The sequence below is a fragment of the Burkholderia puraquae genome (genome assembly GCF_002099195.1).
Lineage (GTDB): Bacteria > Pseudomonadota > Gammaproteobacteria > Burkholderiales > Burkholderiaceae > Burkholderia > Burkholderia puraquae.
Genome location: NZ_NBYX01000010.1, coordinates 212,342 through 237,643, shown reverse-complemented (window position 1 = coordinate 237,643; position 25,302 = coordinate 212,342). Strand labels below are relative to the sequence as shown.

The 25,302-nt window shown below is 67.3% G+C and carries 24 protein-coding genes, 1 tRNA gene and 1 pseudogene; 10 read left to right on the top strand and 16 right to left on the bottom strand.

All coding sequences use genetic code 11. The features are described 5' to 3' along the window. Nucleotides 1–280 precede the first annotated feature (280 nt). On the bottom strand, nucleotides 281–829 hold the full coding sequence (locus tag B7G54_RS39780) for a hypothetical protein (RefSeq protein ID WP_244289392.1): 549 nt from the start codon (nucleotides 827–829) through the stop codon (nucleotides 281–283). A 316-nt stretch (nucleotides 830–1,145) separates the two neighbouring features. On the opposite strand from B7G54_RS39780, the gene B7G54_RS20735 reads away from it, so the two are divergent. Continuing rightward, the gene (locus B7G54_RS20735) at nucleotides 1,146–1,421 is read left to right on the top strand and encodes a DUF4148 domain-containing protein (RefSeq protein WP_085040804.1); all 276 of its coding nucleotides are present in this window, start codon (nucleotides 1,146–1,148) and stop codon (nucleotides 1,419–1,421) included. Nucleotides 1,422–1,487: 66 nt separating this feature from the next. Then, nucleotides 1,488–1,991, top strand: coding sequence for a hypothetical protein (locus B7G54_RS20730; RefSeq protein ID WP_085040770.1), 504 nt, complete (start codon nucleotides 1,488–1,490; stop codon nucleotides 1,989–1,991). 16 nt (nucleotides 1,992–2,007) lie between these two features. On the opposite strand, the gene B7G54_RS20725 is transcribed toward B7G54_RS20730, so the two are convergent. Together B7G54_RS20725 and B7G54_RS20720 are read right to left on the bottom strand one after the other, a co-directional pair. After that, nucleotides 2,008–2,733: a ZIP family metal transporter gene (locus B7G54_RS20725; protein ID WP_085040769.1), complete on the bottom strand. Its 726-nt coding sequence runs from the start codon at nucleotides 2,731–2,733 to the stop codon at nucleotides 2,008–2,010. A gap of 181 nt (nucleotides 2,734–2,914) precedes the next feature. Continuing rightward, a complete protein-coding gene (locus B7G54_RS20720) occupies nucleotides 2,915–4,210 on the bottom strand; it encodes an O-acetylhomoserine aminocarboxypropyltransferase/cysteine synthase family protein (RefSeq protein ID WP_085040768.1) in 1,296 nt (431 codons plus the stop codon). Between the two features lie 132 nt (nucleotides 4,211–4,342). Here B7G54_RS20720 and B7G54_RS20715 point away from each other — a divergent pair, with 132 nt between their 5' ends. Next, nucleotides 4,343–5,011: an O-methyltransferase gene (locus B7G54_RS20715; protein WP_085040767.1), complete on the top strand. Its 669-nt coding sequence runs from the start codon at nucleotides 4,343–4,345 to the stop codon at nucleotides 5,009–5,011. Between the two features lie 9 nt (nucleotides 5,012–5,020). Here the strand turns inward: B7G54_RS20715 and B7G54_RS20710 are convergent, their stop codons facing one another. From B7G54_RS20710 to B7G54_RS20690, 5 genes are all read right to left on the bottom strand, one after another. After that, complete coding sequence (locus B7G54_RS20710) at nucleotides 5,021–6,181, bottom strand: DUF1176 domain-containing protein (protein ID WP_085040766.1); 1,161 nt, start codon at nucleotides 6,179–6,181, stop codon at nucleotides 5,021–5,023. Nucleotides 6,182–6,449: 268 nt separating this feature from the next. Then, the gene (locus B7G54_RS20705) at nucleotides 6,450–7,262 is read right to left on the bottom strand and encodes a nucleotidyltransferase domain-containing protein (protein ID WP_085040765.1); all 813 of its coding nucleotides are present in this window, start codon (nucleotides 7,260–7,262) and stop codon (nucleotides 6,450–6,452) included. 55 nt (nucleotides 7,263–7,317) lie between these two features. Next, nucleotides 7,318–8,541, bottom strand: a complete 1,224-nt coding sequence (locus B7G54_RS20700) for an RtcB family protein (protein WP_085040803.1) — start codon at nucleotides 8,539–8,541, stop codon at nucleotides 7,318–7,320. A 59-nt stretch (nucleotides 8,542–8,600) separates the two neighbouring features. Next, a complete protein-coding gene (locus tag B7G54_RS20695; protein ID WP_085040802.1) occupies nucleotides 8,601–9,743 on the bottom strand; it encodes a slipin family protein in 1,143 nt (380 codons plus the stop codon). A gap of 258 nt (nucleotides 9,744–10,001) precedes the next feature. Further along, nucleotides 10,002–10,072 (bottom strand) — tRNA-Phe (locus B7G54_RS20690). Between the two features lie 335 nt (nucleotides 10,073–10,407). Between B7G54_RS20690 and rtcR the strand changes: the two genes are divergently transcribed. Next, entirely contained in the window at nucleotides 10,408–12,024 is a 1,617-nt protein-coding gene (rtcR, locus tag B7G54_RS20685; protein WP_085040764.1) for an RNA repair transcriptional activator RtcR, read from the top strand. 63 nt (nucleotides 12,025–12,087) lie between these two features. Here the strand turns inward: rtcR and B7G54_RS20680 are convergent, their stop codons facing one another. Next, nucleotides 12,088–12,672 (bottom strand): nuclear transport factor 2 family protein, encoded by a 585-nt coding sequence (locus B7G54_RS20680; RefSeq protein WP_085040763.1) that lies wholly within the window; start codon nucleotides 12,670–12,672, stop codon nucleotides 12,088–12,090. A gap of 128 nt (nucleotides 12,673–12,800) precedes the next feature. Between B7G54_RS20680 and B7G54_RS20675 the strand changes: the two genes are divergently transcribed. Continuing rightward, a complete protein-coding gene (locus tag B7G54_RS20675) occupies nucleotides 12,801–13,343 on the top strand; it encodes a MarR family winged helix-turn-helix transcriptional regulator (protein WP_085040801.1) in 543 nt (180 codons plus the stop codon). A 65-nt stretch (nucleotides 13,344–13,408) separates the two neighbouring features. On the opposite strand, the pseudogene B7G54_RS20670 reads toward B7G54_RS20675, so the two are convergent. From B7G54_RS20670 to B7G54_RS20660, 3 genes and pseudogenes are all read right to left on the bottom strand, one after another. Continuing rightward, a pseudogene (locus B7G54_RS20670) lies at nucleotides 13,409–13,975 on the bottom strand (aminotransferase class V-fold PLP-dependent enzyme); the annotation flags it as partial. Nucleotides 13,976–14,010: 35 nt separating this feature from the next. Next, nucleotides 14,011–14,772: a class I SAM-dependent methyltransferase gene (locus B7G54_RS20665; protein WP_085040762.1), complete on the bottom strand. Its 762-nt coding sequence runs from the start codon at nucleotides 14,770–14,772 to the stop codon at nucleotides 14,011–14,013. A gap of 13 nt (nucleotides 14,773–14,785) precedes the next feature. Beyond that, a complete protein-coding gene (locus tag B7G54_RS20660) occupies nucleotides 14,786–15,412 on the bottom strand; it encodes a LysE family translocator (RefSeq protein ID WP_085040761.1) in 627 nt (208 codons plus the stop codon). A 180-nt stretch (nucleotides 15,413–15,592) separates the two neighbouring features. Here B7G54_RS20660 and B7G54_RS20655 point away from each other — a divergent pair, with 180 nt between their 5' ends. From B7G54_RS20655 to B7G54_RS20645, 3 genes are all read left to right on the top strand, one after another. Beyond that, nucleotides 15,593–16,393 (top strand): AraC family transcriptional regulator, encoded by an 801-nt coding sequence (locus B7G54_RS20655; protein WP_085040760.1) that lies wholly within the window; start codon nucleotides 15,593–15,595, stop codon nucleotides 16,391–16,393. A 125-nt stretch (nucleotides 16,394–16,518) separates the two neighbouring features. After that, on the top strand, nucleotides 16,519–16,938 hold the full coding sequence (locus B7G54_RS20650) for an ATP--cob(I)alamin adenosyltransferase (RefSeq protein ID WP_085040759.1): 420 nt from the start codon (nucleotides 16,519–16,521) through the stop codon (nucleotides 16,936–16,938). Nucleotides 16,939–17,033: 95 nt separating this feature from the next. Continuing rightward, complete coding sequence (locus B7G54_RS20645) at nucleotides 17,034–18,029, top strand: LysR family transcriptional regulator (protein ID WP_085040800.1); 996 nt, start codon at nucleotides 17,034–17,036, stop codon at nucleotides 18,027–18,029. Nucleotides 18,030–18,286: 257 nt separating this feature from the next. Here the strand turns inward: B7G54_RS20645 and B7G54_RS20640 are convergent, their stop codons facing one another. Further along, nucleotides 18,287–19,195: a LysR substrate-binding domain-containing protein gene (locus B7G54_RS20640; protein ID WP_085040758.1), complete on the bottom strand. Its 909-nt coding sequence runs from the start codon at nucleotides 19,193–19,195 to the stop codon at nucleotides 18,287–18,289. A gap of 108 nt (nucleotides 19,196–19,303) precedes the next feature. On the opposite strand from B7G54_RS20640, the gene B7G54_RS20635 reads away from it, so the two are divergent. After that, nucleotides 19,304–20,386 (top strand): tartrate dehydrogenase, encoded by a 1,083-nt coding sequence (locus B7G54_RS20635; protein WP_085040757.1) that lies wholly within the window; start codon nucleotides 19,304–19,306, stop codon nucleotides 20,384–20,386. Nucleotides 20,387–20,598: 212 nt separating this feature from the next. Further along, nucleotides 20,599–21,909, top strand: coding sequence for an MFS transporter (locus tag B7G54_RS20630; RefSeq protein ID WP_085040756.1), 1,311 nt, complete (start codon nucleotides 20,599–20,601; stop codon nucleotides 21,907–21,909). A gap of 75 nt (nucleotides 21,910–21,984) precedes the next feature. Here the strand turns inward: B7G54_RS20630 and B7G54_RS20625 are convergent, their stop codons facing one another. The 3 genes from B7G54_RS20625 to argG all read right to left on the bottom strand — a co-directional run bounded on the left by B7G54_RS20625 (nucleotide 21,985) and on the right by argG (nucleotide 25,179). Then, on the bottom strand, nucleotides 21,985–22,779 hold the full coding sequence (locus B7G54_RS20625) for a polysaccharide lyase family 7 protein (protein ID WP_085040755.1): 795 nt from the start codon (nucleotides 22,777–22,779) through the stop codon (nucleotides 21,985–21,987). Between the two features lie 344 nt (nucleotides 22,780–23,123). Continuing rightward, complete coding sequence (locus B7G54_RS20620) at nucleotides 23,124–23,621, bottom strand: shikimate kinase (protein WP_085040754.1); 498 nt, start codon at nucleotides 23,619–23,621, stop codon at nucleotides 23,124–23,126. Nucleotides 23,622–23,844: 223 nt separating this feature from the next. Next, entirely contained in the window at nucleotides 23,845–25,179 is a 1,335-nt protein-coding gene (gene argG, locus B7G54_RS20615; RefSeq protein WP_085040753.1) for an argininosuccinate synthase, read from the bottom strand. Nucleotides 25,180–25,302 lie beyond the last annotated feature (123 nt).

The following is a 25,302-nucleotide window of genomic DNA, read 5'->3' as shown; positions in this document are numbered from 1 at the left end:
TCGTCATGTTCGGGTCATGGGCGCGATGAGCGGCAAGCGGAACATGCAGTCTGCCGATGGCCGACGCGGCCGACGGCATTTGTGCCGTTCGCGACAGCAGCATCGAAAGCGGGCGGCCCTGTTCTGACTTTCACACCGGACTGAAAAGTGCATCGTCCCGCCATTCGCCTAGCCTTGATCGCAGTCCTGATCGTCCCGTTGTTCGCGGGCTGCGCATCGACACGTTCCGGCACCATACCGACCGCGCCAGCCGCCGCGCGCAAGCCGGTGCCGGCCGACCTCATGCCCGGCGAGCAGATCGACTATGCCGGGCATCGCTGCGGCAATCCGAACCTGTATGTAAAAACGCATAATTGCCTGTTCCCTCGGCGAAATTCAGCGCCCTGATCGTCGGGAACGCAACAAAAAAAGGCCCGGCACTCGACGTGTCCGGGCCTAACGCGTGACGTGCCGTGCGGCAGCGACCCGCTTGCGTGGTCTGGAACGGGCGCTGCCCGTCACGTTTCCGATCGTAGCGACACGACGCTTCGCGAACCTGATCGGAACATGAAATTTTTGTCACGCGGCGCGTAGGGCCGCCGCGTTCAGAACCGCTGGCGCAACTCGGCCACGCGACAGCCGCGAGCGCGTCGTCCTGGCGGCCGAGCGCCGGCGTGCCCCGGCGCACGCTTTCGAGGCCGGCGAGATTCCTGCCGTCCGCATTGGCGTTCCATACATACGTCAGCGACGTATCGAACAGGCCGGATAGCGTGACTTCCGACGCGTGTACCGCGTTAGCGGTCGCGAGCATCGCACCCGACATCATCGCGAGCCGAACGGGAGTTTTCATGGTGTGTCCCCGAAGTTCAAGAGGATCGATTCGTACATCGGTCGATTCCGCGCCGCACGTCGTGCCGGCGGGCGCGGAATCTCGCAGTCGCGCTGCCGATTCTGGAAAGCGTTCGGATCGTGAAGGTGAGGGGAAAATGAGAAGAATGTCATCGCTGCGTCATGGGCGCATAAGCCCACGACGCATTTTCATTCGCAGTGCGATGCAGAGCATGTCGCGGCAGTGACGAAACCGTCATGCTGTGATCACGATTCCGCACCGCCGCCGGATCAAACTGAAGGCTCCTGTCACGGATTTCCAGCAAGGAGCGAACAACATGAACATGCCGCGACCGATGATCGTCGTCGCCGCTGCCGCACTGTCGATGGCGGCCTTCTCGCAGGTGGTGGCCGCGCAGCAGAAGACCCGGCAGGAAGTCCGTCAGGAACTGGTGCGTGCGCGCCACGACGGCGTGATTCCGAGCCCGAATCACGACTACCCGGCAAGCCCGGCCAGCGTCGCACGCAACCAGGAGATCCATCGCGCGACGGTGCATCGCGGCGAGACGGCGCCACTGGTCGATGCGCACGACAACCGTTTTGCAGTTCGTTGATCGTTCATTCGCGGCCGGCCGGCGCGGTGCGCGTCGGCTGCACCCCAACACGAAGAGGAGCGTGTCATGCGCCATTTTGCAAAAGGAATCGTGCTCGCGGCGTGCCTGTTGTCGACGACCGCGATGGCGGCCGGCTGGCCGGAACGTGCGTTGTCGCACGCGTCGGCGCATGATGTCGGCCGGCACGCGAACGAGCGGATGCGCTGCGAGTTCGCGGCCGTGCCGGCCGGCGAGTGGAGCGCGACGTTCACGCGCGGGCAATGCGAGGTCGACAACGGCCGGCTGACGTTCGTGCCCGCCGATGCCAACGGCGGATCGAATGTCGCGGAGAAGCGGATCCTGCTCGGCGACATCCGCACCGCGTCGCATCAGTCACGCAAGCTGAAGGAGCAGCTGCAACTGACGACAGGCGACGAAGTGATCGCGCTGAACGTGCTGACCGACGACGGCAGCCGCAAGTCGCGCGAACATGCGATCGACCTGTGGGCCGCGCTGCGCAACGAAGGCGTGACGCCCGTCAACGGCACGCGCATCGTCGATACGTATCCAGCGGGCGCGACCACGTGGTAGCCGGTGTGCGCCTGGCTTATCCGGCCTTCACCGATCCTTCGATCAGGAAGAACACAATGAAGCCGATGAAGAACGCGGCCGTCGCGAACGGCGTTTCGGGTACCTCGTGCGCTTCGACCAGCAGTTCTTCGGTGACGAGGTACAGCAGCGCGACGGTGCCCAGCCCGAGCAGCGCCGCGTAGATATTGGGCGGAAGCCCGGCGAAGGCCGCGTTGCCGGCAACGGCCGCGAGGCTCAGCAGCGCCGCGAGCCCGACCGGTACGACGATCGACAGCATGCGGCCGATGCCGGCGGCCGCGAGCGCTGCGCTGACCGACAGCGCGAGGAACAGCACCTCGAGCGTCAGCGCGACGGTCAGGATGATGCCGCTTTCGTCGCTCGCGGAGAACGCGATGCCGAGCACGAGGCCGTCGATGACGAGGTCGATCGCGGTGACGATGATGAGGCTCACGGGCAGCCGCGCTTCCTCGAAGCGCGTCTCGATCGCGCCCGACAGCGCGCGGATCGCGAGCATCAGCGCGATGCCGAGCACGAAGCCGACGACGACCGGAAACAGCGCATGCGCGCGATCCTGCGGCAGCAGTTCGAGCGCCGCGGCTGCAAACACGATACCGCCGGTGAAATGCTGGATGACGCTCGACGTTTTCGGGCCGGGTGCGCGCCAGGCGGCCGCAAGGGCGCCGAAACAGGCCGCCAGCACGGGCGGTAACGTGAGCAGCGCAAGCTTCGCGGTCGGTGTCATGAGGCCTCTCGGGCGGTTGGTGTACCGCAGGGGGCTCAGCGTCGCGCTGCCCGGCTGCGTGGTACGGTTCGTACACGCCGGGCGTTACCCCGGTATCAACCGGGGATTGAACACCTTGAAGCCGCTTCAAGGTCAACCTATTCATGCAGGGCGCACCGGCAAGCCGGCGCGCCCGTGCCGGTCAAAGCTGCGCGAGCGCCTGGTCGAGATCGGCGAGCAGGTCGTCGATATGCTCGATGCCGATCGACAGCCGCACCGTTTCTTCCTTCACGCCGGCCTTCGCGAGTTCGGCCGGCGACAGTTGCCGGTGCGTCGTCGAGGCCGGGTGCGTCGCGAGCGATTTCGTGTCGCCGATGTTGACGAGCCGCGTGAACAGCTTCAGCGCGTCCTGGAACTTCGCGCCGCCGTTGCGGCGGCCCTTCACGCCGAACGTCAGGATGCCCGGCGCGCGGCCCGACAGGTAGCGCGCGACGAGCGGATGATCGGGGTGATCGGGCAGGCCCGCATAGTTCACCCATTCGACGTTTTCGTGGCGAGCGAGATGCTGCGCGATTTTCAGCGCGTTGTCGCTGATTCGCTCGACGCGCAGCGCGAGCGTCTCGATCCCCTGCAGGATCTGGAAGGCATTGAACGGCGAGATTGCCGCGCCCATGTTGCGCAGCGGCACCACGCGCGCGCGGCCGATATAGGCAGCCGGCCCGAACGCTTCCGTGTAGACGACGCCGTGATAGCTGACGTCGGGCTCGTTCAGCCGCTTGAAGCGGTCCGCGTGCTCGGCCCACGGGAACTTGCCCGAATCGACGATCGCGCCGCCGAGGCTCGTGCCGTGCCCGCCGAGATACTTCGTCAGCGAATGCACGACGATATCGGCGCCGTGCTCGAACGGGCGCAGCAGGTACGGCGACGGCACCGTGTTGTCGACGATCAGCGGGATCCCGTGGCGATGTGCGACTTCCGCGAGCGCGGCGATGTCGGTGACGTTGCCGAGCGGGTTGCCGACCGATTCCGCGAAGATCGCCTTCGTGCGCGCGTCGATCAGCGGCTCGAACGATGCGGGGTCGCGCGGATCGGCGAAGCGTGTCGTGATCCCGTATTGCGGCAGCGTATGGGCGAACAGGTTGTAGGTGCCGCCATACAGCGAACTCGCGGACACGATGTTGTCGCCGGCTTCGGCGATCGTCTGGATCGCGTACGTGACGGCCGATTGCCCCGATGCAAGCGCCAGCGCGCCGATGCCGCCCTCGAGCGCGGCGATCCGCTGCTCGAGCACGTCTGTCGTCGGGTTCATGATCCGCGTGTAGATGTTGCCCTGGACCTTCAGGTCGAACAGGTCGGCGCCGTGCTGCGTGTCGTCGAATGCGTACGCAACGGTCTGGTAGATCGGTACGGCGACCGCGCGCGTGGTCGGGTCGGGACGATAACCGCCGTGCACGGCGATGGTTTCGAGGCGCCAGTTCGATGCGGCCTGATCGGTCATGGGTGCTCCATCTGTTGTTGTGGTGGTCGAGCGATTATAGGAGTACGTGCGCGGCTACCCTTAGAACGAATGGTTTGTTGCTTATGGCGACGCGCTGCATAAAATGCCTTTTCCGCAAACAAGGGGTGTGCGATGAATCAGGATCATTGGAACCAGGTGGATGCGTATTTCTCCGCGACGCTCGTGCCGTCCGACGACGTGCTCGACGCCGCGCTGGCGGCAAGCGACGCGGCCGGGCTGCCCGCGATCAACGTCGCGCCGAACCAGGGCAAGCTGCTGCAACTGCTCGCGACGATCCGCGGCGCGCGCCGGATTCTCGAGATCGGCACGCTCGGCGGCTACAGCACGATCTGGCTCGCGCGCGCGTTGCCGCCGGGCGGCACGCTCGTGACGCTCGAACTGAACCCCGAGCACGCGAAAGTCGCGACGCGGAACATCGCGCGTGCCGGGTTCTCGGAAGTCGTGACGGTGGTGGTCGGCAGCGCGAAGGACAGCCTCGCGCGGCTCATCGATGCCGGTGAAGCGCCGTTCGATTTCATCTTCATCGATGCCGACAAGGACAGCAACCCGGTCTATCTCGACGCGGCGTTGAAGCTGTCGCGGCCCGGCACGGTGATCGTCGTCGACAACGTCGTGCGCGGCGGGCGCGTGGCCGATCCGGACAATCGCGAGCCCGACGTGGTCGGCGTGCGCGACGGGTTCGCGCGTTTCGCGGCCGAACCGAACCTCACGACGACGGCCGTGCAGACGGTCGGGCAGAAGGGCTGGGACGGGTTCTCGATCTCGATCGTCGGCGCGTGACGTGCGGCGTCAGCGCGGGCTTGCTGCCGCATCGGCCCGTCGATACAGGCGTGGCCACTGATCGTCGAACAGGCCGTTGCAGGTGCCGTGCGTGGCGATGTCGTTGAGCATGAAGCGCCGGCCGTCGAAGATCCACGATGCGGTCGAGCCGCAATCGCCGGCACTGCGCAGCCGGACCTTGCTCGACAGCGTCGCGCCGATCGTGGCGTAGCCGGCGTCGGTCAGTTCGTTCGCGAAGGATGCCGAATCGAGTCCTGCATTCGCGTTCTCGCCGAAATTCATCGCCGTCGGCGTGAACGGTGTCGTCCGTCGCACGCGATACCACAGGTCGGTGTGGTTATACAGGCTGCTGGTCTGGCACGGTATCGCGACCAGCGCTTCGTCGGCGGAGATCGCCACCGCGCGCGACGCCTTCCTGCGGTCGCTTGCGGGCATTTCGTCTTCGACGTCGGCCGCGCATTGCTTCACGTCGCTGCCGAATTTCGCGAGCACCGCGTCGACGAGCGGGCCCTGTTCGGCGGCCAACACGGCGGCGGCCGGCAGCGGCGCCGGCACGACGGCGGGCGGTAGTACCGGTGCGGCCGGCACCGACGACGCGGGCCGGGTGCCGGGGCGCAGCAGCGCCGTGACCGTGCCGACACGGCCCTGCGTGTCGTCGATCAGCAGCAGCGCGGCGCTCAATCCCGACAACGGCGTGCGGGCGGTATGGGCCGACGCGGGATCGCCGAAGCTCAGCAGTTGCCCGTTGCGCGTCGCGGCGAGCCAGGCGGCAACCGTTGCCGGATCGCTGGTCCGCATCCGGGCACGCATCCAGAACGAGGGCGCGTCGTCATTCTTGTCGCCGGACGCCTGCCATTGTCCGGGAGCCGCATCGAACGGCCGGCCGTCGACGCGTGCGGTGCGCAGGTCCAGCGGCGCCGACGCGTAAATGTCGAGCGATGCTTGCGCGTCGGGGCCGGCATCGCGCGTCACGCGCAGGATGAGGCGCGTGCGTGCGTCGTCGATATCGTCCGCGTGGCTTTCGGCAATGCAACGGTTGCCGTTGTCGCAGACGACCGACCAGTTCTTGAAGTCGCGCTCGACCGGCGGCCGCGCGAGCGGGCGAGCCTGCGCAGCGATCGGGGAAACGGCGAGGAGGGCGGCGATGGCGAGCGAAAGGCGGTGCGACATGACGGTTCGTATCGACTGTGGATGGGCGGGCGGAAGACGTCGGCTTAAGCGCATCGTCAGCAAGCGGGGCAGGTCGAGGGCTGCGGCGCATGCGGCGGCGCATGCGGCGGCGCGCTTTACCGAACGGCATCGAGTATACCGCCGCAATGGGCTGCGATCGCAGCGGCGACGCGTCGCGTGCGGGCACGTACGTTGCTGGCCGGCATTGATCGGACGAGTGCGAATGCGAAAACGGCGCGACGCCCGCAGGCATCGCGCCGTTCACCTTTCATCGACCGTCGACCACGTCGCGCAGGAACGTGTCGAGCATCGCCACGTCGCCCCACGGCCGCTTGTACTCGCGATCGTGTTCGGCATCGGCGAGCATCGCCTCGACGAGCGCGTGGATTGCCGGCCGGCGCGGCCCGTATTCGCCTTCGTTCGCGCTCATCTTCAGCGCAAGCAAAGCGTCGAGCTCCGCGCGCACCGCCGGCTCGTGCACGGTACCGTCGACGAGATCCGCGAAGCGCATCGGCGGCATCCCGAGCTCCATGTCGATCCAGCGCACCGCGAGCAGCGGCCGCAGCACGTACAGGTACTTCTTGTAACGCACCGTGTCGCCTTGCAGATAGCCGCGAAAGTTCTTCTTCGCCATCGCGAGATAGTGATGACGCCCACGCACCGGCGAGAAGAACGCCGACGCCAGCGACCGGAGCCGCGGCGCCCAGCGTGCGTCTTCGCGATACACGACGGGCGAGTCGAGCCATTCGAGCAGCGTCGGGTTCGAGCGGCGCAGCAACTGCAGTGCCTTGCGCAGTTCCCAGCCGCTGACGTCGAGCTCGTCGTCGAGCGGCCGCTCGATCACGTCGCGTTGCGGTTCGACGCTCAGGTACCAGTCGCGCCGGTGCGCATACACGAAGCGCACGTCGTAATCGCTGTCCGGCGACGCGAACCCCCAGCCGCGGCTGCCCGATTCGCATGCGAACAGCACGCTTACCTCGTGGCGGCGCTCGACTTCCGCAAGCTCCGCCAGCACGCGCGCCCGCACGGCCGGGTCGACCGGGTGTGCGCTGCGCACGGTTGCCAATTTTTCCGTTTTCATTGTTGTCGTTTCCTTTTCGTTGTGCGCGGCCGCCGGCCATCGGCCGCGCACCGCGCTATCCTTTCACGCACACCACCTGGCGCAGCGTATGCACCACCTCGACGAGGCTGCGCTGGGCCGCCATCACCGCGTCGATGTCCTTGTAGGCCATCGGGATTTCGTCGACGACACCCGCATCCTTCCGGCATTCGACGCCCTGGGTTGCCTTCACCTGGTCGTCAACCGTGAAGCGGCGCTTTGCTTCGGTACGGCTCATCGTCCGCCCCGCGCCGTGGCTGCACGAGCAGAAGCTTTCCGGGTTGCCGAGCCCGCGCACGATGAAGCTCTTCGCACCCATCGAGCCGGGGATGATCCCGAGCTGCCCCTTCTGCGCGGACACCGCACCCTTGCGCGTCACGAGCACGTCTTCGCCGAAGTGGCGTTCGCGCTGCACGTAGTTGTGGTGGCAGTTCACCGCGTGTTCGTCGACCGAGAACGGCTTCGCGATCACGCCGCGCGCCGCGCCGATCACCGCATCCATCATGGCCTGCCGGTTGCGCCGCGCGTAGTCCTGCGCCCAACCGACCGCTTCGACGTAGTCGTCGAAGTGCCGGCTGCCCTCGGTGAAATACGCGAGGTTGCGATCCGGCAGGTTCGCGATGTGCTGCCGCATGTCGGCCTGCGCGAGTTCGATGAACAGGCTGCCGATCGCGTTGCCGACGCCGCGCGAGCCGCTGTGCAGCATGAACCACACGTGGTCCGCTTCGTCGACGCACACTTCGATGAAGTGGTTGCCGGTGCCGAGCGTGCCGAGATGCGCGTAGTGGTTCGTCTTTTCCAGCTTCGGATACTTGTCGACGATCCGCTGGAAGCCCGGTTGCAGCGACTTCCACGATTCGGTCACGGCGGCCGGCGTGCGGTCGCCCCACGCGCCCGGATCGCGGCGGCCCGGCGCGCGGCCGTGCGGCACCGCGCGTTCGATCGCGCTGCGCAGGCCCGCGAGCGAATCGGGCAGGTCGGACCCCGTCAGCGTCGTGCGCGCGGCCATCATTCCGCAGCCGATGTCGACGCCGACCGCGGCCGGAATGATCGCGCCCTTCGTCGGGATCACGCTGCCGATCGTCGAGCCCTTGCCGAGGTGGACGTCCGGCATCACCGCGACGTGGCTGAAGATGAACGGCATCTGCGCGGTGTTGCGCAGTTGCGCGCGCGCTTCGTCCTCGACAGCGACGCCTTGCGTCCACATCTTCACCGGCTTGCCGTTGGCCAGTTCCATTACCTGGTAGTCCAGTTCACTCATGTTCATCACCTTGCTTCTTCGTTCATGAGGCATGGCGCGCGTGCGCCGTGCCTTTCTGTTCATTGCGCGCCCTTGATGCTGACGAGTCCGTTCAGCACCTGGTCGAGACCGCCGAATACCGAGATTCGGTCGATCCGTTCCGCGACGCGCTCGAGCGTTTCCAGCTCCTTGAGCCGCAGCGCGGTCGGGTTTTCTTCCATCACCTTCGCGGTGTTCAGCAGCGAACGCGTGGCCGCCGTTTCCTCGCGGCGGCGAATCACGTTCGCCTGCGCGGACTTCTCCGCTTCGACCACCTGCGCGAGGATCGCCTTCATGTCGCCCGGCAGCACGATATCCTTCACGCCGACGCTGCGCACCTCCACGCCGGAATGGCCGAGACGTGCACGCACCTGCGTGATCACGACGTCGTCGATCGACTGCTTGTCTTCCAGCAGTTCGTCGAGCGAGCGCGTGCCGACCGCCGATCGCAGTGCGAACTGCAGCTCGCGATACAGGTGTTCGACCGGCTTCTGCAACTGGCCGAACGCATGCAGCACGTCCGCATAGCACCACGTCGCCGACAGGTTCAGCCGCAGCGCGACCTTGTCGCGCGTCAGGATTTCCTGTCCGCCGACTTCAAGCGCCTGCACGCGCAGGTCGACGAGTTCGACCGCGACGTCGCGGTTGAAGCGCCAGAACGCCGATACGCCCGCATCCATCAGCCGCTCGATCTTGCCGTCGATCTTCAGCACGCCGACGTGGTACGCCGGCACCTGCGCCAGCAGCACGCCCGTCAGGCCCGCCACGCCGCGCGCACGCAGCGCCGGTTGCGCGATGCGCTTCACGAGCGCGGCCGGCAGCATGCTGTCCTGCACGAGATCGACGCGTTCGAGACGGTGCGCGGTCAGGCCGCGCCAGTACAGCCGGCGCGTGCCCGGCGCCAGGATCTCGACGAGCACGTCGTCTTCGTAGCGCAGGCCGGCTTCATCGTCGGCGAGATCCATCGCGACGAAGTGCTGCGCGAGCACGTCCGGTGCGTCGTGACGCAGGTAGTCGGCCAGGGCCGCGTCGGCGAGCGGCGCGTCGAGACGCGCGGTCTGCACCGTCAGGCGCTTGAACGGATCGAAGGCCTTGAACACGCCCGGTTCGAGCACCTTCACGAAATCGCCCTCATTCATCAGCAGCGCGCGTTCGTTCTTTTTCACGACATGTCGCATCCACATATTCTTGTCCTTTTCTTCATTGACCGCCGGGTGACGCGCATCGTGCGGATCGCGGGGCGACGCAACCGGGCGGGCGGCGCGCCGGCCCGGCGCCGAAGGGCACGGCGACGCATCCTGCATCGCGTCGTCGTGCGCCTTCGCGCGGGCCGTGCGGCCGTCCGGCCGATCGCGCGGAACCGCAACCGGTCCGACGCGCGGCGGGCCTTGCGGCCCGCACCGGCGGGTACTGCTTCTATCAAGAGACTGTCCTTGCGGACAGTGTTCGAGCGGGATTCGAACCCGCTACACACCGGCTTTCGCCGGCTGCTCTACCTATGAGCTTCCGAACGGAGGGCGCCCCGGGATTCGAACCCGGGCGAAGCGCCTGGCGCGCCCGTTTGCCTTCGTCTGCCCATGGCGGCATGCGCGACCGCGACGAACCAGGTTCGGCGGCGGCGCACCAGCAGGGCTTTGTGAACCCTGGCTCGCGGGCCAGCGGGACATCCGGCGCTCTCTATTGAGCGAGGAACGTGCCAGCGGGCGGCTCGATGCGATAAATAAATCTCAAGGTATTGAAGTAAAAGGGGAAATTGCTTGATTTGACCGATAGGGCATGAAAATCCGGTCGTGGCTCTCGACGTAAAATTCGATACAATTGGATCGCTTATTATCTTGTGGGATAAACATGCGCAAGACCGTCGCGATCGGCTTTCTCGGCACCGTGCTCGACCAGGGCGGCGGCTCGCAGCGCCGCTGGCGCAACTGGCGGCCGACGATTTCGCTGTGCGAGCAGCGCGACACGCCGATCGACCGGCTCGAACTGCTGCACTCGCCGAACTATGCGCGGCTCGCGAACCGCGTGAAGCAGGACCTGGAGCGCGTGTCGCCGCATACCGACGTGCGGCTCATCCCGCTGGAGATTCGCGATCCGTGGGATTTCGAGGAGGTCTATGCGACGCTGCACGATTTCGCGCGCGCCTACCCGTTCGATCTCGACCGAGAGGACTACCTGGTCCACATCACGACGGGTACGCACGTCGCGCAGATCTGCTGGTTCCTGCTCGCGGAGGCGCGCTACCTGCCTGCGCGTCTCGCGCAGACGGCGCCGCCGCAGAAGACCGACGAAGGGCTGAGCGGGCCCGGCACGATGTCGGTGATCGATCTCGACCTGTCGCGCTACAACCTGATCGCGCAGCGCTTCACGCGCGAGCGCGACGAAACGGTGTCGTTCCTGAAGGCCGGCATTGCGACGCGCAACGCGCGCTTCAATGCGCTGATCGAGCAACTCGAGCGCGTGGCCGTGCGTTCGCGCGCGCCGATGCTGCTGGTCGGGCCGACGGGCGCCGGCAAGTCGTTTCTCGCGAAGCGCGTGTACGAGCTGAAGCGCGGCCGCCATCGGCTCGCGGGGCCGTTCATCGAGATCAACTGCGCGACGCTGCGTGGCGATGCGGCGATGTCGACGCTGTTCGGTCACGTGAAGGGCGCGTTCACGGGCGCGCAGTCGGCGCGGGCCGGCCTGCTGCGCGCGGCGGACGGCGGCCTGCTGTTTCTCGACGAGATCGGCGAACTCGGGCTCGACGAACAGGCGATGTTGCTGAAGGCGATCGAGGAGAAGCGCTTCCTGCCGGTCGGCGCGGACGCCGAGGCGACCAGCGATTTCGAGCTGATCGCGGGCACGCACCGCGACCTGCGGCAGATGGTGGCGGCCGGCACGTTCCGCGAGGATCTCTATGCGCGGATCAACCTGTGGACGTACGAATTGCCGGGATTGGCGGAGCGTCGCGAGGACATCGAACCGAACCTCGAATTCGAGCTCGACCGTTTCGGCCGCGAGCAGGGCGAGCAGGTGCGGTTCAACGTCGAGGCAAAGCGGCGCTATCTCGCGTTCGCCGCGTCGCCGCGCGCGGTGTGGGCCGGCAACTTCCGCGAGCTGTCCGCATCGGTCACGCGGATGGCGACGCTGGCCGATGCCGGGCGGATTACCGAAGCGCTTGCCGAACAGGAAGTCGAACGGCTGACACGCACGTGGTCGCCGCCGGGCGGCGCGGGTGCTGCCGATGCTTGCGTCGACGCAGTGTTCGGCGCGCGTGCGGCGGAACTCGACCTGTTCGACCGCGCGCAGCTCGAGCGCGTGCTCGGCGTGTGCCGCGTGTCGGCAAGCCTGTCGGAGGCCGGGCGCACGCTGTTCGCGGTATCGCGGCAGAGCAAGAAGCAGCCGAACGATGCGGACCGGCTGCGCAAGTATCTCGCGCGCTTCGGGCTGGATTGGGACGGCGTGCGGCAGGTGCTCGGCGGGGTATGACGAGTACGACGGCGCGAGCGCCGTGCGGAGCCGGAGGGCCCGGCAGCCGGCCGACGGGATCGGTTACGCCGCCGCCGCTGCCTGCCGGAATGGCGCCAGGAAGGCCCACTCCGGCTGCGCTGCCGCGACATCCGCGAGCCCGCGCGCGAACGCGTGCGCCGGCAGCCACGGATACCCGAACGCCGCGTGCAGCGCATCGAGTTTCGCCGACTTCGGATCGTCGATCGTATCCATCCGGGCGATATGAATATGCAGCGCCGCAATCCGCGCGACGTCTTCCCGGTCGCCTGCGAACTGCCAGCGGTACGTGCCATGCCCGATCCGCAATGCGCTGTTGTCCTTCTGCCGCATCACGACGAGCCACGACATCCCGCTGACGCCGTATCGGTCGACTTCGGGTTCCGTGCAAACGTAATAAGTCCGGCACCGCTCGAACCGCTCGCCGAATTCCTCGACCAGCGTGCGTGCAATCGCGGTTGCTCCCGTCACGCGCGGCGGAAAATCGATATCGTCGTTCGCGAGCGAAAAGCTCAGCTCGGCGTCGGCCGCGAAGCAAGCGGCGATCAGCGCGGGCCGGTTCAGGTCCTTCGCGCGCAGATAGCATTCGAGCAGCGCGCGAACCGATGCGGGATGAAGCGGGAAGGGCATGGACGAGCCTCCTGTATCGGGAAATCGGGCCGCATGCGCCGGCCGGGCCTGGCCCGGGACGTATGTGCCTTTGCCGTATAATTTCGTTTCAAAGCTAAATTCGCATGACCGTACGGAGCGTCGAAGTCATGGCCAAGCAGCAAGAGGAGTCCGTTCTGACCATTACCAACCCGGCCTGCCTGATCGACGGCACCGACACGGAATTTCGCCACCTGATCAACGGGCTGCTGCCGTTCGCGGCCCGCCTGCTGTCGGTACGCGACGGCTTCGGCTCACTGATCGGCCTCACCGGCATCCAGTATTCGCTGCTCATATCGGTCGCGCATCTGTCGCACGACGACGTCGTGACCGTCAACCGCCTCGCCGATCACCTGCACCTGAGCGGCGCATTCGTCACGATCGAGACCGGCAAGCTGAAGAAGCTCGGCCTGATCGACAAACGCTCGGACCCCGACGACAAGCGCAAGATGCGGCTCACGGTCACGCCGGCCGGCTCGAAGCTGCTGAAGGCGCTCACCGCTACGCAACAGCGCATCAACAACGTGCTGTTCGAGGGCGTGACGAAGACCGAATTCAAGGCACTCTGCTCGGTGATCGACCGCCTCGTCACCAACGGCGACCGCGCGACGCTCGATCTCGCGCACCTGATCGCGCGCCAGGAAAAAGGCTGACGCGCGCCAACCGCCAACCGCAGGCCCGCCCGCAATCGCCGGCCGGCCTGGCGCATCGGCCGCGCTCAATGCGCGGCCCACTCGATCGTATTCAGGTCGACCCCTTCGAGATGCATGTCCCACAGCGGGCTCAGCTCGCGCAGCTTGCCGACCGTGTCGCGCACCTGCGCGATCACGCTGTCCACTTCGGCTTCGGTCGTGAAGCGGCCGAGCGTGAAGCGGATCGAGCTGTGCGCGAGCTCGTCGCTGCGGCCCAGCGCGCGCAGCACGTACGACGGCTCCAGCGATGCCGACGTGCACGCGGAGCCTGACGATACCGCGACACCCTTGATCCCCATGATCAGCGATTCGCCTTCGACGAAATTGAAGCTGACGTTCAGGTTGTGCGGAATCCGGCGGGCGAGATCGCCGTTCACGTAAACCTCGTCGAGCGTCGACAGGCCGGCCAGCAGCCGGTCGCGCAATGCGCCGACGCGGCGGCTTTCTTCCACCATCTCTTCCTTCGCGAGCCGGAACGCCTCGCCCATCCCGACGATCTGGTGCGTCGGCAGCGTACCCGAGCGCATCCCGCGCTCATGGCCGCCGCCGTGCATTTGCGCTTCGATCCGCACGCGCGGCTTGCGGCGCACATTGCCTGTGGCGGGCTGACGCGGTCGACGATGCACGGTTACGCGCGGCAGATCGCGACGATCTCCGCGCTGGTCGCGTCGTCGAACGGCGCGCGTTGCCAGTCGCCATACCAGTCGGCCGACGAAAATCCGGCCGCGATCACGCGCGCCTGCAGTTCGGGTTGCGCGATGAAACGCAGCCGGCTTGTGTTCGTCAGCATCGTGCCGTCGCGGCGGAAGCGGTAGTGCGTGTCGAACGTCACGATCGCGCCATCTACCGAGCGCACCGCATGATGAAGATCGACGATGCCCGCTTCGCGCGACTCGACGCTGCGTGTCGAATGCTCCGGTGTCCATGCGTGCCACGGCGCGATGCGCGGATTGCGGGTCTCGAACAGGAAGCGGCCGCCTTCAGCGAGCACGCGCCGCACGCCGCGTAGCGTCTTGTCGATTTCGGTGTCGGTCAGCAGGCACTGGAACGCGTGCCCGGTCATCACGACCGCATCGAACGGCGCGTCGGGCGGCAGGCTGTCGAGCCCGCACGCGCGCCAGCGCACGGTGTCGGCACCCGGCTGGTGTCGGGCGTATTCGATCATCGCCGGCGCGGGATCGATCGCAACGACGTCGTGCCCGGTTGCCGCGAGCCGGCGCGCGAACGTGCCGGTGCCGCAGCCGAGATCGAGGATGCGTTGCCGCGCGGTGCCGATCACGGAGGCATAGAACGCGAAATCCTGGTCGCCCGCGTTGAACAGGTCGTAGAGCGCGACGAGGCGCGGATCGGTGTAGAGGGCTTCGCCGGCGGGGGCCGCGGCGGACGTCATGCGGCCGCGTGCGTCAGCGTTGCTGCACGGCCACGCGCAGCCCGAGCGCGATGAAGATCGAGCCGATGATCTTCCCCTGCCAGCGCGTGAGCCACGTGAGCCGCTTCACGATGCGGCCGAGCGGGCGGATCGAGCACGCGATCAGCGTCGTGTAGAGCGAGCTGAGCACGACGAAGATCAGCCCGAGCACCGCGAACTGCACGAACGTCGAGCCGCGTTCCGGATGCACGAACTGCGGCATGAACGCGAGGAAGAACAGTGCGGTCTTCGGATTCAGCACTTCGGCGGGAATTGCCTGCAGGTACGCCGTGAGCGGCGTGACGGGCGCTACGCTCGGCAGCGACGGATCGGACGGCTTCTCGATCAGCGCGCGCACGCCGAGGTAGATCAGGTACGCGGCGCCGACCACTTTCACGACGTTGAACGCGAGCGCCGACGTCATCAGCAGCGCCGACAGGCCGACGGCCGCGAACAGCGTATGCACGAAGTCGCCGCTCGCGACACCGAGGCCGGTCAGGATGCCGGTCTTGCGGCCGCCCTGCACGGTTCGGCTCAGCACGAGCAGCACGGCGGGGCCGGGGATCAGGAACAGGCCCAGGACGACGGCCGTGAAGGTGGTCAGCGTGGTCAGGTCGAACATGGCGGCTCCGGCAGGTGGGCGCAGCGGCGGGGGATCGGGGCATTGTATTCGGTTCGGCGTGCGACTGCAGACGCGGCACGGGCACCCGCCCGGCGGCAGGGCCGCGCCGGCACCTTTCTGGTATAAGCACGAAAGGACGCGCGGGCAGGGCGTCCGGCTTCCTTCATCGTCCATCGCTTCATGCGCAAGCTTCCACCGACCACCGATCCCGCCGCGGATGACGAAGTCTTCCACGTGCCGCGTCCGCTCGTCGTGTTCGGCGGCTCGGTCGTCGAGCCCGAATGGCGGCTCGAGCGGCACAGCCATCCTCAGGCGCAGCTGCTCTACACGCTGAGCGGCGTCATCTACTGCGAGATCGACGGCGGCGTGTGGAGCGCACCGCCGCAATGCACGGTGTGGATTCCGGGTGACGTCCCGCATGCGGCGCGCGGCTCGGCCGGCGCGACGTTCTATGCGGTGCTGGTCGAACCCGACGCCGCACTCGACCTGCCCGCGCGCTGCTGCACGCTGTCGGTGTCGCCGCTGCTGCGCGAGCTGCTGCTGAAGGCGGCGAGCTTTCCGAACCTGTACGACGTCGACGGGCCGCAGGGGCGGCTGATGGCGACGCTGCTCGACGAACTCGTCGCCGCACCGGTCGAGGATCTGTACCTGCCGATGCCGGCCGACCGGCGGCTGCGCAAGCTGATCGACCACCTGCTCGACGATCCCGCCGACAAGTCGCCGCTGCCCGAACTCGCGCGGCGCGCGGGCATCAGCGAGCGCAGCCTGACGCGGCTCGCGGCGAAGGAGCTCGGGATGAGCCTCGGCGACTGGCGCCGGCGGCTGCACGTCGCGCTGTCGCTGCGGATGCTGACGACCGGCCGCCGCGTGCACCAGATCGCGATCGATCTCGGCTACGAGAGCGCGAGCAGCTTCGTGACGATGTTCCGCAAGGCGACCGGCAAGTCGCCGACGCAATTCCTGACCGACCGGCAACGCTGAACGGCGAAGTCCGCGCCGCCATCCGCACGCGATTGGCCGGATTGAGCAAGCGGTTGGCCGGGACGATAAATGACGCGCCGGGTCCCGATCCATAAAATGAGAATCGTTCTCATCTGGAGGCCGACATGCAAATCATCACGACCGAATTCCCGTTTGTCTGGTTGCGTTACACCGGTTCGACGCACACCGAGCCCGCCCGCCTGCTCGCCGAACTCGACGCGTTGCTGGCGCGTCGCGAACCGTTCGTTCTTCTGACCGACGATGCGCCGTCCGGCGACGATCGCGGCGCCGACGATCACGAACTGCGCAAGCAGCTCGCGAAGTGGAGCAAGGCCAACCGTGCGCAGTCGCGCGAATGGATCCCCGCGATGATCGCGATCGAGCCCGACGCGTCGCGGCGCGTGGCGCTCAACGCATTCTCGGGCGCGTTCGAGAAGGTATGGGGCTATCCGCTGAACGCGGCAGCAACCCGCGACGACGCGCTCGCGCTGGCGCAGCGGCTGCTCGACGAACCGGCGCGCGGCGCCGTGGCGGCGCGCGCCTGAACCGTCTGCCGCGCCGGCGGCGCGGCGTTCCTCGATACGCATGCACGGCACGCGAACGCGCGCCGCGGCATGCGGCAAACATGCAGGGGTGTGCGGTGGACAATCCGATCCGCGCGATGCGCATCTTCACGCGCATCGTCGAAATGAACAGCTTTACGCGTGCGGCGCAGGCGCTCGGCATTTCGCGCGCGACCGCGACGCGGACCGTGCAGGAGCTCGAAACGGCGCTCGGCATGCCTTTGCTGGTGCGCACGACGCGCGCGCTGCGGGCGACGCCCGAGGGCGACGCGTATTACCGGCGCTGCGTGCGCATCACGGCGGACGTCGACGAGCTCGAAGCCAGCATCCGCGGCGCCGCGCTGCATCCGAGCGGGCCGCTGCGCGTCGAGCTGCCGGCGGCGGTCGCGGACGCGATCGTGCTGCCGGCGCTCGGCGAGTTTCATGCCCGGCATCCCGATCTGATGCTGACGTTGGGCGTGTCCGCGCGCGGGGCCGATCGCATCGGCGACGCGGTCGACTGCAGCGTCCGGCTCGGCGAGTTGCCCGATTCGTCGTTCGTCGCGCGCCGGCTCGGCACGCTCGAGCGCATGACCTGCGCGAGCCCTGCGTATCTCGACCGGCACGGTGCGCCGCGCACGCTCGACGATCTGGCTGTGCATCGCGCGGTCGGCGCGTCGGCCGTTCCGGGCCAGCGCACGGCCGAACTCGATTTCCTCGTCGATGGCGCGGTGCGCAAGGTGCGGCTCGACGGGGTCGTCAACGTGGACGACGAGCAGGCGTATCTGGCGTGCGGCGTGCACGGCCTCGGGCTGATCCAGCCGCCGCGCGTCGCCGCGCAGCCGCTGATCGACGCGGGGCGGTTGCGGGAAGTGCTGCCGCGCTGGCGGCCCGACGCGATCGCGGTGTCGGCCGTCTACGTGAAGCGGCCGCACGTGTCGCCCGGCGTGCGCGCGTTCGTCGACTGGATCGCCGAGCGGTTCGAGGCGGCGGTGAGCGACCATGCGGGCATGGTCACCGCACGGGCGTGGCGGCCGATGACGGATGCCGCGGACAGGGTCGATCAGGTGGATGCCCAGATGGCCGTCGCTTGATCGGCGAGCATCGAATCAGGCGCGTTCAGTCGCTCGCAAGGTGGCATGCAGGGCCCATGCGTTCCTGCCCGGGGCGGGATCTTCGCGGCTCGTTGCCAGTGTTCTCCATTGACCGGCGATGTTGCGGAAGCGGTCGACGAGGTTGCCGGGTTGTCTAGGGGCGCGGTCGGCGGAAACCGCGCGCGGAGTCGGGGGCGGCCGGAAACGACGCACGTCTGGCTCTCCCGGATCGACGTGCGTCGTTTCCGGCGTCCCGCTCACCGCCCTAGCTCGTCCGCCAGAAAATCGACGAACGCCCGAATCCGCGTGGACATCTGGTGACGCTGCGCGTACACCGCATAGATGTCGGCGCTCGGCGTTTCGTGATCGGGCAGCACGACGACCAGGCGGCCGTCGGCGAGATAGTCGCGCAGATCCCATTCCGCGCGCATCAGGATCCCGTGCCCGTCGAGTGCCCACTTCACGGCGATCTCGCCATCGTTCGTCGTCAGGTTGCCGTTGATCCGCACGGCTTCCGTGTGGCGTGCCGCGCCGCGCCCGTTCGTCAGGCGCCAGACGCCGTAACCCTCGTCGCCTTGCCGGATGCCGATGCAGTTGTGCCGCGTCAGGTCGTGCGGCGTGCCGGGGGTGCCGTGCCGCGCGAGATACGCGGGCGCTGCGCACAGCAGCCGGCGGTTCGGCGCGAGCCGCCGCGCGACGACGCGCGTATCGGGCGGCTCGCCGAAGCGGATGCACACGTCGAACGCGTCGTCGGTGAGCGGCGGCGGCGTCACCGACAACTGCAGTTGCACCGACACTTCCGGATAGCGCGCGACGAAGCGCGAGATCGCGGGGCCGACGTGGCTGCGCCCGAAACCGAGCGTCGCGTTCACGCGCAGCAGCCCCTTCGGGCGCTGCTTCGCGCTGCCGAGCAGTTCGCCGAGTTCGTCCATCTGGTCGAGGATCCGGCGCGCGTAGTCGAGATACACGTCGCCCTCGGGCGTGAGCATCATCCGCCGCGTCGTGCGGTTCACGAGCGTCACGCCCGCGCGCCGCTCCATCTGCGTGAGGCGCTTGCTGACGGCCGCCGCGGTCAATCCGAGTTCGCGCGCGGCTGCGCTCAGGCTGCCCGACGCGGCCAGCGTCGAGAAGAAGCCGAGATCGGCCGGCTGGACGGTATCCGCCATGACGGGATTCATGAATTTAAGTTAAAGATGCTTTGAGTCTAGCACCGGTTCCGGCACTTCTGGTTCGGTAAAGTGCATCCACGCTTACGATCAATCGAGGATGTGCGCATGAAGACTTACCGTATCGCGACGATTCCCGGTGACGGCATCGGCAAGGAGGTGGTGCCGGCTGGCAAGCAGGTGCTGGAAGCGCTGGCCCGCGGCAGCGACCGCTTTGCGTTCGAGTTCGAGGATTTCGACTGGGGCGCCGATCACTACCGCCAGCACGGCGCGATGATGCCGGCCGACGGCCTCGATGCGCTGCGCGGCAAGGACGCGATCCTGTTCGGCTCGGCGGGCGACCCCGACGTGCCCGATCACGTGACGTTGTGGGGGCTGCGCCTGAAGATCTGCCAGGGCTTCGACCAGTACGCGAACGTGCGCCCGACGCGCATCCTGCCCGGCATCGACGCGCCGCTGAAGCGCTGCGGGCCCGACGACCTGAACTGGGTGATCGTCCGCGAGAATTCCGAAGGCGAATACGCGGGCGTCGGCGGCCGCGTGCACCAGGGCCATCCGATCGAGGCCGCGACCGACGTGTCGATCCTCACGCGTGCCGGCGTCGAACGCATCATGCGCTTCGCGTTCCGGCTCGCGCAGTCGCGTCCGCGCAAGCTGCTGACCGTGATCACGAAGAGCAACGCGCAGCGGCACGCGATGGTGATGTGGGACGAGATCGCGAAGCAGGTCGCGCAGGAATTTCCCGACGTGACGTGGGACAAGGAACTCGTCGACGCGGCGACCGCGCGCATGGTCAACCGTCCGGCGTCGCTCGACACGATCGTCGCGACCAACCTGCACGCGGACATCCTCAGCGATCTCGCGGCCGCGCTCGCCGGCAGCCTCGGCATCGCGCCGACCGGCAACATCGATCCCGAGCGCCGCTATCCGTCGATGTTCGAGCCGATTCACGGCTCCGCGTTCGACATCATGGGCAAGGGCCTCGCGAATCCGGTCGGCACGTTCTGGTCGGTCGTGATGCTGCTCGGGCATCTCGGCGAGACGGACGCCGCCGCGCGCGTGATGCAGGCGATCGAAGCGGTGACGGCCGACCCGTCGCTGCACACGCGCGATCTCGGCGGCAGCGCGACGACCGCGCAGGTGACGGCAGCCGTCTGCGAGCGCGTCGCGCAAGCGGCGGTCGCAGCCTGACGACAAGGATGGCGACGCGCAGGCGGGCCGCGACGTAGCAGCGGCGCGCGAGCGCAACCGGTCACCGGCCGTCGCCCGTTCATCGTTCTACCGGATTTTCCTGCCCGCGACTCGCGCATCCGACGCGAGCCGGGCGCCGGCCCGCCCGCCTCGCGGCGGTGCCGGCGAGCATTCACGGACAGGGCACGGCTCGACCTCGAAGGAGGAGACACATGCAAGCGGATCTGGAAACCCGCGTCGCGCGGAAACTGATGTGGCGCATCATTCCGTTCGTGATGCTGCTTTACTTCGTCAGCTTTCTCGATCGCGTCAACGTCGGCTTCGCCGCGATGACGATGAACAACGCGATCGGCCTGTCGCCGACCGCGTTCGGATTCGGCGGCGGCCTGTTCTTCATCGGCTACTTCCTGTTCGAAGTGCCGTCCAACCTGATTCTTCATCGCGTCGGCGCACGCATCTGGATCGCGCGCGTGATGATCACGTGGGGGATCGTGTCGGCCGTGTCCGCATTCGCGTCCGGGCCGACCAGCTTTTATGTGCTGCGCTTCCTGCTCGGCATGGCCGAAGCCGGATTCTTCCCCGGCATCATCCTCTACCTGACCCTGTGGTTTCCCGCGAAGCAGCGCGCGGTGGCCGCCGCGTGGTTCATGGCGGCCGCGCCGATCTCGACCGCGATCGGTTCGCCGCTGTCGGGCGCGATCATGCAGATGCCGCCGGTGTTCGGGCTCGCCGACTGGCAGATGCTGTACATCGTCGAAGCGCTGCCGGCGGTCGTGCTCGGCTTCGTCGTGCTCAGGTGCCTGACCGATTCGCCGTCGAAGGCCGCGTGGCTGCGGGCGGACGAGCGCGACTGGCTGGTCGCGAAGCTGAAAACCGAGGCCGATGCGCGCCACACGCATGCCGGGCATACGGCCGGCGCGTGGCAGGCGCTGCGCGATCCGCGCGTGCTGGCGCTCGCGCTGATCTACTTCGGCACGTCGGCGGGGCTGTATACGCTCGGCCTGTGGGCGCCGCTCATGGTCAGGCAGTTCGGCTTCACCGCGCTTCAGACGGGCCTGTTGACCGGGATCCCGAGCGTCGCCGCCGTCGTCGCGATGATCGTGTGGGCGCGGCATTCGGATCGCAGCGGCGAGCGCACGTGGCACGTCGTGATTCCGTGCGTGCTCGCTTGCATCGGCTTCGTGTTCGCGGGGCAGGCGAGCACCGCGCTGCTGACCGTGCTCGCGCTGGTCGTCGTGAACATCGGGATCAGTGCCGCGAAGGCGCCGCTGTGGGCGATGCCGAGCGCATTCCTGTCGGGTGCCGGCGCGGCGGCCGGCATCGCGATGATCAACTCGATCGGCAATCTCGGCGGGTTCGTCGGGCCGTTTGCGATCGGCTGGCTGAAGCACGTGACCGGTGGATATGCGGCGGGGCTCTACGTGGTGGCGGGCACGCTCGCGGTGTCGGCGGTCGTCACGTTGAGGCTGGGTCGCAAGGGGGCGAGGGAAGCGGTCGTGCCGGGCGTGCGGCATCACTCGTAAGCGTGGCGCGTGCGCCGGAGCGCCGGGCAGGCGCGCATCGCGAGCCTGCCCGGCGTCATGCGTCGAGTCGCGCGATCAGCTGTGCGTCAGCGTCAGCGCATAGAACTTCACGACGGTGCCGGGCGTCGTCAGCGGCGTGCCGGACACGGCTGTCTGGTCGTAGTCGCCTGCCTTGAAGTAGAAGCTTTCGCCGTCGAAGCTCGAATCCATCGTGAAGGTCCTGGTCGTGCCGTTCGCCGTGACGGTGATCGTCGTGCCGCTCAGGCTCAGCGCGTAGCTGAACTGCTTGCCGACTCCGACCGTCGTGATCGGCGTGGTCGTCGACTTGCCGCCCTGGTTGGTGCTTTCGAGCAGCAACTGCACGACGCCGCCGGAGGTGAACTGCAGCTCGCACAGCGGCTTGCTCGGGCCGGTGCCCTGGAAGATCTGGCCGATCGTCGTGTGATCGGGTACCTGCGTGACCGCCACCGTCGCATTCAGCCGGTTGGTGCCGGATGTCGGCCAGATCGCGTTCTCGCGCAGCTCGGTGCGTGGATGCAGCGAGCCGGACGTCGTCCAGCCCTGCGTCGGGTCCATCATCACCATCGATCCGTCGTTGGCGTCGGTGTAGAAGTACGTCGGGTTCACGTAGCCGCCCGCGAGCGACGAACCGCTCACCGTGTCGACCTTGCCGGACGAGCCGGTCGGCAACTGCAGCGTGAACGGCGCGAGGTTGAAGTTCGAGCCGGGCGGGTTCGACGCGCTGAGCGCCATCGCCGTGGCCTGCTGGCGGGCGGCGGCGGCCGGGCTGGCCGGATCGTCGCCGCCGCACGCGGACAGGCACGCAACGGACAGAACGGCGGCGACGCACGGGATGATTCTGTTCTTCATGGTGTCTCTCTCTGATGGTCCGTGGCTGGGCGCCACGTTGTGGATAACGTTTTCCTATTCAGGTATGCGATCGTCGAAACGAGATCGGTTGCCCGTAGAAAGCACTCCAAAATACAGAAAGCAGCTTGTGGCTCGACGGCGGATAAAATGGCGCAGAAAGGCCGGGGAATATTGAAACTTTCGATCGGCTTTCCAGGTGCCTGGATCGGCCGGTCGGGAACGATGCTAGCAAGAAGCACCAGGATGGTAAACGTTTTCCTTCTTGAGTAATGTGGCTCTTTGCCGCCGGGTCGCGGCAAGCGCGATGCGTGTATCGGCGTGAAGTGCGCGTGCGGGCGCAGGCGTTACGACTTCGTCGCCGTGACGTGCTGCGCGATACGCGCCGCGCACGCGTCGGGCGTTGCGTCGGACGTATCGAGCACCAACCGGCTGAATGGCCGCGACGCATACCCTTCCCGATACATCTCGGCAATCCGGTTCCGCTCCCAGTCCGTCAGCGCGCGCGAGCCGCGATTCGACGACGCGACCGCTTCAGGCGGCGCGAGCGTGACGACGAACAACTGCGCATCACGCGCATCGCAGGCGGCGCGCAGCCGCTCGAATTCCGTTTCGCCGATCGGATAGGCGATGACCAGATGGCGCTCGCGAGCGTTGGCGATCTGCGTGACGAGCCGTTCGAGCGCGATCGCCCACTGCACGTCGAACGGTGCGTCTTCGGGCGCATCGTGATCGTCGCCGTCGATGAAGCGCGTATCGGGCAGCACGCGGGCGAGCGCGAGACCGATCGTCGTCTTGCCGCTGTTGATCGGGCCGTTCAGGTGGATGACGGTAAGGGCGGTCATGAAGTGGTCGCTGGAATCGGAAGACTCGCAGCTTGCCATGACGGGTGCGGCGATGCAGGGCCGTTGGTGCGTCAAGCGGCTTGATGCGATGGCGGAAGGGGAAGCGGAACGGCGGGGGAGAGGCGGAGAGCGCGGCAGGCTGCGTGCGCGGCGAGGAGACGCCCACGCAGCCCGCCCGACCGTGCCGCATCCAGCGATGCGGCACGGCGTCGAGCGAAGCGACTTACTTGTCGTCGCCCTTGATTTGCGGCAGCGCCGACGATTCGCCCGGCGTCAGCAGGCCGACTTGCGAATACACGCGCAGCTTGTCGCGCGTATCGGTGATGTCGAGGTTGCGCATCGTCAGCTGGCCGATCCGGTCGCGCGGCGAGAACGTCGAGGCCACCTTCTCCATCGACAGGCGTTCCGGCTGGTACGTGAGGTTCGGCGACTTCGTGCTCAGGATCGAGTAGTCGTTGCCGCGGCGCAGTTCGATCTTCACTTCGCCGGTGATCGCGCGCGCGACCCAGCGCTGGGCGGTTTCGCGCAGCATGATCGCCTGCGGGTCGAACCAGCGGCCCTGGTACAGCAGGCGGCCGAGGCGGCGGCCGTTCTCGCGGTACTGCTCGATCGTGTCTTCGTTGTGGATGCCGGTGACGAGACGCTCGTACGCGATGTACAGCAGCGCGAGGCCCGGGGCTTCATAGATGCCGCGGCTCTTCGCCTCGATGATCCGGTTCTCGATCTGGTCGCTCATGCCGAGGCCGTGGCGGCCGCCGATGCGGTTCGCTTCCAGCAGCAGCTCGACCGGGTCGGTGAACTCGACGCCGTTCAGCGCGACCGGCTGGCCGGCTTCGAAGCGCACCGTCACTTCTTCCGCGGCGATCTTCACGTCGTCGCGCCAGAACGCGACGCCCATGATCGGGTTCACGATCTTGATGCCGCTTTCGAGGCTTTCGAGATCCTTCGCCTCGTGCGTCGCGCCGAGCAGGTTCGAATCGGTCGAATAGGCCTTCTCGGCCGACATCTTGTACGCGAAACCGGCCTGGTTCATGAATTCGGACATTTCGGCACGGCCGCCGAGCTCGTCGATGAACGTCTGGTCGAGCCACGGCTTGTAGATCTTCAGATCCGGGTTCACGAGCAGGCCGTAGCGGTAGAAGCGCTCGATGTCGTTGCCCTTGTACGTGCTGCCGTCGCCCCAGATGTTGACGCCGTCTTCCTTCATCGCGGCGACGAGCATCGTGCCCGTCACGGCGCGGCCGATCGGCGTGGTATTGAAGTACGTGACGCCGGCCGTCGTGATGTGGAACGCGCCGCTTTGCAGCGCCGCGATGCCTTCGGCGACGAGCTGCGCGCGGCAGTCGATCAGGCGGGCGCCGGCTGCGCCGTATTCGATCGCGCGTTTCGGGATCGCGTCGTAATCGTCTTCGTCGGGCTGGCCGAGGTTCGCCGTGTATGCGTACGGGACGGCGCCCTTGAGTTTCATCCAGTGCAGCGCAGCGCTGGTGTCCAGGCCGCCGGAGAAGGCGATACCGACCTTCTGGCCGGTCGGGAGGCTTTCGAGAATCGTGCTCATAGGAATTACCGTGGATTGAAGCCGGTGGGATCGTATTTCGCGGAATATGCGAGTATCGGCTGTCCGGGAGGTTGGGGCAAGGGCTGATTTTCGCGCGGAACCGTCGTCGGGCCTGTCGCGGCG

Bases quoted from the DNA above. Each gene is read 5' to 3' on its own strand.
- B7G54_RS20710 (WP_085040766.1), bottom strand. From the start codon at position 6,181: ATGTCGCACCGCCTTTCGCTCGCCATCGCCGCCCTCCTCGCCGTTTCC.
- B7G54_RS20715 (WP_085040767.1), top strand. From the start codon at position 4,343: ATGAATCAGGATCATTGGAACCAGGTGGATGCGTATTTCTCCGCGACG.
- argG (WP_085040753.1), bottom strand. From the start codon at position 25,179: ATGAGCACGATTCTCGAAAGCCTCCCGACCGGCCAGAAGGTCGGTATC.
- B7G54_RS20725 (WP_085040769.1), bottom strand. From the start codon at position 2,733: ATGACACCGACCGCGAAGCTTGCGCTGCTCACGTTACCGCCCGTGCTG.
- B7G54_RS20705 (WP_085040765.1), bottom strand. From the start codon at position 7,262: ATGAAAACGGAAAAATTGGCAACCGTGCGCAGCGCACACCCGGTCGAC.
- B7G54_RS20625 (WP_085040755.1), bottom strand. From the start codon at position 22,779: ATGAAGAACAGAATCATCCCGTGCGTCGCCGCCGTTCTGTCCGTTGCG.
- B7G54_RS20620 (WP_085040754.1), bottom strand. From the start codon at position 23,621: ATGACCGCCCTTACCGTCATCCACCTGAACGGCCCGATCAACAGCGGC.
- B7G54_RS20730 (WP_085040770.1), top strand. From the start codon at position 1,488: ATGCGCCATTTTGCAAAAGGAATCGTGCTCGCGGCGTGCCTGTTGTCG.
- B7G54_RS39780 (WP_244289392.1), bottom strand. From the start codon at position 829: ATGAAAACTCCCGTTCGGCTCGCGATGATGTCGGGTGCGATGCTCGCG.
- B7G54_RS20680 (WP_085040763.1), bottom strand. From the start codon at position 12,672: ATGCCCTTCCCGCTTCATCCCGCATCGGTTCGCGCGCTGCTCGAATGC.
- B7G54_RS20650 (WP_085040759.1), top strand. From the start codon at position 16,519: ATGCAAATCATCACGACCGAATTCCCGTTTGTCTGGTTGCGTTACACC.
- B7G54_RS20665 (WP_085040762.1), bottom strand. From the start codon at position 14,772: ATGACGTCCGCCGCGGCCCCCGCCGGCGAAGCCCTCTACACCGATCCG.
- B7G54_RS20675 (WP_085040801.1), top strand. From the start codon at position 12,801: ATGGCCAAGCAGCAAGAGGAGTCCGTTCTGACCATTACCAACCCGGCC.
- rtcR (WP_085040764.1), top strand. From the start codon at position 10,408: ATGCGCAAGACCGTCGCGATCGGCTTTCTCGGCACCGTGCTCGACCAG.
- B7G54_RS20660 (WP_085040761.1), bottom strand. From the start codon at position 15,412: ATGTTCGACCTGACCACGCTGACCACCTTCACGGCCGTCGTCCTGGGC.
- B7G54_RS20630 (WP_085040756.1), top strand. From the start codon at position 20,599: ATGCAAGCGGATCTGGAAACCCGCGTCGCGCGGAAACTGATGTGGCGC.
- B7G54_RS20635 (WP_085040757.1), top strand. From the start codon at position 19,304: ATGAAGACTTACCGTATCGCGACGATTCCCGGTGACGGCATCGGCAAG.
- B7G54_RS20720 (WP_085040768.1), bottom strand. From the start codon at position 4,210: ATGACCGATCAGGCCGCATCGAACTGGCGCCTCGAAACCATCGCCGTG.
- B7G54_RS20700 (WP_085040803.1), bottom strand. From the start codon at position 8,541: ATGAGTGAACTGGACTACCAGGTAATGGAACTGGCCAACGGCAAGCCG.
- B7G54_RS20695 (WP_085040802.1), bottom strand. From the start codon at position 9,743: ATGTGGATGCGACATGTCGTGAAAAAGAACGAACGCGCGCTGCTGATG.
- B7G54_RS20640 (WP_085040758.1), bottom strand. From the start codon at position 19,195: ATGGCGGATACCGTCCAGCCGGCCGATCTCGGCTTCTTCTCGACGCTG.
- B7G54_RS20735 (WP_085040804.1), top strand. From the start codon at position 1,146: ATGAACATGCCGCGACCGATGATCGTCGTCGCCGCTGCCGCACTGTCG.
- B7G54_RS20655 (WP_085040760.1), top strand. From the start codon at position 15,593: ATGCGCAAGCTTCCACCGACCACCGATCCCGCCGCGGATGACGAAGTC.